The sequence below is a fragment of the Frankia sp. CcWB3 genome (assembly GCF_977927595.1).
This window is the reverse complement of sequence record NZ_CDWRCK010000228.1, coordinates 1-6,743: the sequence shown is the minus strand read 5'-3', so window position 1 is coordinate 6,743 and position 6,743 is coordinate 1. Positions and strand designations below refer to the sequence as shown.

5 protein-coding genes and 1 tRNA gene are annotated in these 6,743 nt (G+C 69.8%); 3 read left to right on the top strand and 3 right to left on the bottom strand.

Features of this window, described 5'->3' with window-relative positions:
• Positions 1-205 (top strand): hypothetical protein (locus ACY5KJ_RS15925; RefSeq protein WP_462203715.1); only part of this gene is annotated, 205 nt, incomplete at its 5' end.
• Positions 206-441: 236 nt separating this feature from the next.
• Complete coding sequence (locus ACY5KJ_RS15920) at positions 442-1,638, top strand: acyltransferase family protein (protein ID WP_462203714.1); 1,197 nt, start codon at positions 442-444, stop codon at positions 1,636-1,638.
• 604 nt (positions 1,639-2,242) lie between these two features.
• Here the strand turns inward: ACY5KJ_RS15920 and ACY5KJ_RS15915 are convergent.
• Together ACY5KJ_RS15915 and ACY5KJ_RS15910 are read right to left on the bottom strand one after the other, a co-directional pair.
• Positions 2,243-2,316 (bottom strand) — tRNA-Ile (locus ACY5KJ_RS15915).
• A gap of 63 nt (positions 2,317-2,379) precedes the next feature.
• Positions 2,380-3,012: a DUF3566 domain-containing protein gene (locus tag ACY5KJ_RS15910; protein ID WP_462203713.1), complete on the bottom strand. Its 633-nt coding sequence runs from the start codon at positions 3,010-3,012 to the stop codon at positions 2,380-2,382.
• On the opposite strand from ACY5KJ_RS15910, the gene ACY5KJ_RS15905 reads away from it, so the two are divergent.
• Positions 3,011-3,475 (top strand): hypothetical protein, encoded by a 465-nt coding sequence (locus ACY5KJ_RS15905; protein WP_462188017.1) that lies wholly within the window; start codon positions 3,011-3,013, stop codon positions 3,473-3,475. The two genes, ACY5KJ_RS15910 and ACY5KJ_RS15905, sit on opposite strands and share 2 nt — an antisense overlap.
• 722 nt (positions 3,476-4,197) lie before the next feature.
• Here the strand turns inward: ACY5KJ_RS15905 and gyrA are convergent.
• Positions 4,198-6,690, bottom strand: coding sequence for a DNA gyrase subunit A (gene gyrA, locus ACY5KJ_RS15900; RefSeq protein ID WP_462203711.1), 2,493 nt, complete (start codon positions 6,688-6,690; stop codon positions 4,198-4,200).
• Between the last annotated feature and the right edge of the window lie 53 nt (positions 6,691-6,743).

Below are 6,743 nucleotides of genomic sequence, written 5' to 3'. Positions count from 1 at the left end.
CTGCCTGATGAACATCTTCTACAGCGAGTTCAAGAACGTCATCGCCCGGCTGGCACCGGTGAAGGAGTTGCTGCGGGAACGAGAGTGGCACGTGACCCCACGCACCGTGCCGCAGCCCGACCCGGTCACGCCGGACAGCGCGACCGCACCTCCAGCCGGCTTCGCGGCGGGCGGTGTGGTCCCTTACCCCGAAGCCAGGTCATGACCACACCAGGCGACCCTCGAAACATCGTGCCGAGGTCCCGAGTTCTGCCCGCGCCGGCTCTCCCGTCCTGGTGGGCGCAGCCCCCACCGCCACCGGTGCCACCGCCGCCACCACCGTTACCGCCACCGAGGGAGCGGCCGACGGTGCCGGTCCGGACCTCGGCCCGGCCGCGGGCCGGGGAGGCAGGTATCACCGGAGAGACCGGAGGAAACCGCCGCGGTCGTCGGCAGACGACGGTGGGCGATCCCAGGCTCGAGCTGGTCGACCTGGGCGGGTTCCGCGGCGTGGCGGCGATCTCGGTGATCATTTTCCACGCCTATCAGTTCTGCCGCGGGGATGGCAACACGTCGTACGCGGGTACATTCCTCGGCCAGGTCCTCGGCGCCTTCGACGGGATGATCAGTTGGTTCTTCCTGGTCTCCGGGTTCCTGCTGTATATGCCGATGGTGAACCGGGTCAGGGCCGGCCGGACCCAACGGTCACCCACAGACACGCTCATACGTCGTGGGCTGCGGGTTCTTCCGCTGTACTACACGGCGCTCATCATCGTATGGGCGGCGCGCAACCCCGGCCTGCCCGGCGACTGGATCGACCTGGTCGAACACCTGACCTTCACCCAGGTCTTCGACAGTAAACGGGTATTTTACACGATCGGCCCGGCCTGGTCGCTGGCCGTCGAGGTCTACTTCTATCTCTACCTCGCCCTGGTCGCCGGCTGGCTGCGGCGGCGGCAGACCCATCGACTACCCGAGGCGCATCGCTGGCGGCGGCTCTGCCTGCCGCCGGTCCTGCTGATCGTGGTGTCCGCCGTCTGGATCGTCTACGCGGTCTACATCGTGCGGGCCCAGCACGACCAGTGGGCGTACTGGTTCTCGCCGCAGAACTATGCCGGCAACTTCGGCCTCGGAATGATCACTGCGGTTCTCTATGTCCGCCGCGGTCGGGAACGGCCGTTGTCCGCCCCGCTCGCGTGTGCGTTGCGGTTCGTCGCCGCCGGGCTCATCATCGCTGACGCGATGGTCCGGGGGCACACCGCGGCATCGTTCGAGGCGTTCTCCACGCTGAATTCGATCGGTTTCGGTGTGCTGTTCGCCGCGTCCGTGCTGGCGCCCCGCGACACGCTGTGGCGCCGGTTCTTCGCCACCCCGGCATTCGTCTGGCTCGGCATGATCAGCTACAGCGTGTACCTGTGGCATGAGCCGATTCTGCTGCTAGTGCTGGACCGGCACGGGCTGGTCAGTCATGCGCCGTCGGCGTTTCCGTGGGTGGCCGCCCTGCTGGTCACGGCCGGCATCCTCGGTGGATGGATCAGCTACGTCGTCCTGGAGAAACCGGGCCGCCGGCTGTCCATCCTGGTGGAGAAGCTTCGCTACACCCCGGTGCCCGCCTCGGTGTCCGCCGCCTCGGCGCGACCGGCACGGCCAGCTCCCTGACGTGGCGCAGGCTTCCCGGTCTGCGCCGGCTGCGCTATGTGCGCTGGCCGCGCGTACGGACCGTCGTGCCGGCGGCCCGCCCACCCCGTCGCCGGGACACTGACAGGCACACGGGTTCCGCCGCCACGTCTGGCACCCTGCCGACCGCCAACGGCCGGCTTAGCGGAGTGAAGTTTTTCGGCCTGCTCCGCTGATAGATTCCCAGGTCAGCAAGTGTCGTCCCCGCATGCGCGGGGATCTTCCGCGCTTCCCTGATAAGGAAGAGGCCGGTGGTTCGTCGTCCCCGCGTACGCGGGGATCTTCCCGACCCGCCGAGCCTGACGCCCGCTGCGGCGGCGTCATCCCCGCACGCGCGGGGATCTTCCCGGATCACCGGTGGACGGTTTATGCAGCCGGGGGTCGTCCCTGTGGCGTTGCCCTCGACCTCGCGCAGCACGTCGACCCGGCCTTGATCTCAGACCTCGCCGCCGGGGCCCGACCACCCCGCTGGGCACGGCGAGCTCCGAAGGCGCAACGCGGGGGGTTCGGGGGGCTTGGCCCCCCGGCCAGCATGACGGCCACGGCGAAGCCGCCCACAGGGCGGCGAGCATGACCGGCCAGCGCGTGGACCTAGGTGGACTTGAACCACCGGCCTCTTCCTTATCAGGGAAGCGCTCTAACCGACTGAGCTATAGGTCCGTGCTGCGAGTGCAAGAATACAGGACGGCGGCGGAGGAGTGGGACCGCCGCCGCACCTCCAAGCTAATGATCGCTCAGGGTCAGCTCGACGCCGCCGATCATCTCGGCGCAGAGGTTGTAGAGCAGGGCACCGAGCGTGGACAGCGCGGTCATGAGGATGACGTTGATCGCCCCGATGAGCAAGCTGATCTGCATTGCCCGGCCGAACGACAGCCATCCTCGGATGTCGGTGCTGCTGCTGTCGGTCAGAGTGTCGGCCGCGTCGGAGACGCTGTCGAACACGCCGATCGAGTTCAGGACGAACCACAGCACGGCGATCGCGACGAGCAGAACCACAAAGACGCAGAGGGAGAACGCGAAGCTGACCCGGGTCACCGTGAGGGGATTGACCTTGGACAGCTTGAGCTTGGCCCGCCGGCCCTGACCGGGCGGGCGGGCGGAACCGGACGAGCCGGGACCGGACCGGCCAGGAGAGTGACCGGCACCCGCCCGCTCAGCGGAGATCGGCTCGAGCTGGTCGTCGAGCGCGCCGGGGGAGGTCGTGGTCACGCTGTTCAGAGCGCCCGTCGTCGTGGCGGTACCCGCGGACTCCGGCGCCGCGAGCGGCCGGTCGTAGGCCGCCGTGGGGCCGGCACCGCCGGACCTGCCCCCCGCCGGGCCCGGCGCGGCGGGGCGTACCGGATCGGGGGCGGGCATGCGCTCGGGCGCGGCACGGTTCCTGTCGGGATTCGTGGTACGGCTCCTCGTCATGCTGGGCGGGCGGACCAGGGAGATGGTGTCGTTCTCCTGTGGCCGCTCGGCCGGGGGCTCCACGCGAACTGCCGGCCCCCCTGGCGTGGCTCGACCGGGTCCGGGTGGCGCCAGGCCGAGGGACTTCGCCGGCGACGATACGGCGGCCGAGCCGAGTTTCCGGGTAGCCGAGCCCGCCTCGTCGGAGTGGGTTCCAGCGGCCCCGGTACGAGCCGACCCGGATGGGGACACCGACGACGTTCCGCTGGCACGTCCCGTGGAGGGGCCACCCGACGAACCTGCGCCCGACGCGCCCGCGGAGGAGGTGGACAAGGACCGCGAGGACAAGGGAGACTTCGCCCCGTCGGGGACCGATCCGGAGCGGGGCGCCGCCAAACCCGACGCCGACGAGCCGGGTTCAGCCGGATAGGCCTTCGACGACCCGGCCTTCGACGACCCAATCGAACCCGTCGGCCCCCCGGCGGAGGACGGCGGCGAGTCCGCCGCGCCTCCGGCCGGGCCGCGGCCGCCCTCCCGCTCATCCACGGGCCGACCGGACCGCCCGGGCCGCTGGAAGAACGGATTACCGGACGCGGGCCCACCGCCGGCCGCGGGCACCTTCACCGTCTCGCTGCCGGTGTCCCCCCCACGGCCGTCCCGCAGCGACAACGAGCGGCCCGCGGCGTCCGCCGCGCGTCCCGGCGCCGGCCCGGCGCCAGCCCGGCGACCGGCTTCCGAATCACGCCCGGCGGAACCGGAAACACCGGAGGAACCGGAAACACCGGAGGAACCGGAAACACCGGAGGAACCCGCGGAACCCGGGCCGGAGGAACCCGCGCCCCTGGCCGCGCCGCCAGCACCGGAGGAACCAGGGGAAGCGGGTCTCACCGTGGACCGCGGGCCGGCCCCGTCCCCTCTGCTCGGCCGGCGGGACTGCTCGGTGTCACGCGCTCCCTCCGACCCGGCGGCCGAGGAGGGGCCGCGGTAGACCGCCGACCGGGCTGGCCGGTCTTCCTGACTGTCACTCACGGACTCTCCCGGTTCGGTCCTGACGGTGTGCACGGGTCCCGCGCACACCCGTCCCCTCGGGCGGCGTCGTTCTCGGCGTGGGTGGCCACGACCACGAGACCGTCAGCCTCTCGGGGCTCGCTCTCAGCTTTCCTGGGGCCCGGCGTCGGTGTCCTCCGCATCAGCATTACGCGCGACTCCGACAACCTGCACGCCGGACTCCAGATCGATGAGCCGGACTCCCATGGTCTGCCGCTGCGCCCGCCGTACATCCTTGGCAACAGTCCGCAATACACCTCCGTTGGAGGCGATGGCGTAGAGCTGGTCGTCGGGATCGACGACGAGTGCCCCCACCAGACCACCGCGAGTCGAGACGATCTTAGCGGTCAGCACGCCCTTGCCACCACGGCCCTGCACCGGGTACTCGGCCAGCGGCGTCCGCTTCGCGTATCCACCGGAGGTGGCGACGAGCAGATCCGCCGTCGTACCCGGCACGACGACGTCCATGGACAGCAGCTCGTCCTCGGCATCGAACCGCATACCGATCACACCCGAGGTCGCCCGGCCCATCGGCCGCAACTGCTCGTCGTCGGCGTGGAACCGGATCGACTGGGCGTTGCGGCTGACCAAGAGCAGATCGTCGCCGGGCGCCACGAGCCGGGCGGCGATCAGCTCGTCGTCGTCGCGCAGGTTGATCGCCACCAGGCCACCGGCCCGGTTCGAGTCGAAGTCATGCAGCGCGGTCTTCTTGCACAGCCCGCGCTTGGTCGCCAGGACCAGGTAGGGGGCGGCCTCGTAGTCCTTGACCGCGATGACCTCGGCGATCCGCTCATCCTGCCCGAAAGCCAGGATGTTCGCGACGTGCTGGCCCTTGGCCGACCTGGCCTGCTCGGGCAGCTCGTGCGCCTTCGCCCGGTACACCCGGCCCTTGTTCGTGAAGAACAGCAGCCAGTGGTGGGTGGTCGTGACGAAGAAGTGCTCGACGATGTCGTCCTCGCGCAGCGCCGCGCCCTGCACGCCCTTGCCGCCGCGGCGCTGCGAGCGGTAGAGGTCGGTCTTGGTGCGCTTGGCGTAGCCGCCGCGGGTGACGGTGACGACCACGTCCTCCTGGGCGATCAGGTCCTCGATGGACATGTCGCCCTCGAACGGGACGAGACGAGTTCGCCGCTCGTCGCCGAACTTCTCGACGACCTCGGCGAGCTCCTCGCCGATGATCTGCCGCTGCCGGGTCGGCGAGGCCAGGATCGCCTCCAGATCGGAGATCTTCGCGCGAAGTTCGGCCGCCTCGTCGATGATCCGCTGACGTTCCAGGGCGGCGAGCCGGCGCAGCTGCATGTCGAGGATGGCGGTGGCCTGGATCTCCGACAGCGAGAAGCGTTCCATCAGCTGGCCGCGGGCCACGTCCGCCGACTCGGCGTTGCGGATGAGGTTGATGACCTCGTCGAGGTGATCCAGCGCGATCAGCAGACCGTCCAGGACGTGCAGCCGCTCGCGGGCCTTGCGCAGCTGATAGCGGGTCCGGCGGACGATGACGTCGATCTGGTGCTCGACGTAGTAGCGGACCATCTGGTCGAGGCGCAGGGTACGCGGCACGCCGTCGACGATCGCCAGCATGTTGACGCCGAAGGTGTCCTGAAGCTGGGTGTGCTTGTAGAGGTTGTTGAGCACGACCTTGGCGACAGCGTCGCGCTTGAGGTCGATGACCAGACGCTGGCCGATGCGCGCCGAGGTCTCGTCCCGGACGTCGGCGATACCGGTGACCCTGTTGTCCCGGACCAGTTCGGCGATCTTCTCGGCGAGGTTGTCCGGGTTCACCTGGTAGGGCAGCTCGGTGACGACGAGCTGGGTGCGGCCCTTGTTCTCCTCGACGTTCACCACCGCCCGCATCCGGATGCTGCCGCGGCCGGTGCGGTAGGCCTCCTCGATGCCGTTACGGCCGACGATGAGCCCCGAGGTCGGGAAGTCCGGGCCCTTGATCAGGCCGATCAGCGCCTCGAGCAACTCGGAGTCGCTCGCGTCCGGGTGGTCGAGCGCCCACCGCACGCCCTTCGCGACCTCGCGCAGGTTGTGCGGCGGGATGTTCGTCGCCATGCCGACCGCGATGCCGCCGGCGCCGTTGACGAGCAGGTTCGGGAACCGGCTGGGCAGAACGAGCGGCTCCTGCGAACGCCCATCGTAGTTCGGGGCGAAGTCGACCGTCTCCTGGTCGATGTCACGCAGCATCTCCATCGCCAAGGACGCCATCCGCGCCTCGGTGTACCGCATGGCGGCGGGTGGATCGTTGCCGGGCGAGCCGAAGTTGCCGTTCCCGTCGACCAGCGGGTAGCGCAACGACCAGCCCTGCGCGAGCCGGACGAGGGTGTCGTAGATCGCCGTGTCGCCGTGGGGGTGGTAGTTACCCATGACGTCCCCGACCACGCGGGAGCACTTGAAGTACCCGCGGTCGGGGCGGTAGCCGCCGTCGTACATGGCGTAGAGGACCCGGCGATGGACGGGCTTGAGCCCGTCGCGTACCTCCGGCAGCGCACGGCCGACGATGACCGACATGGCGTAGTCGAGATACGACCGCTGCATCTCGACTTCGATGCCGATGGGCTCGATGCGGTCGCCGGGGGGAGGAGGTAGGACGTCGACCACGGGGTCCTTCCAGGACAGTGGGAGCAGTCGTCAGGGCGTCAGGGCGTCAGGGC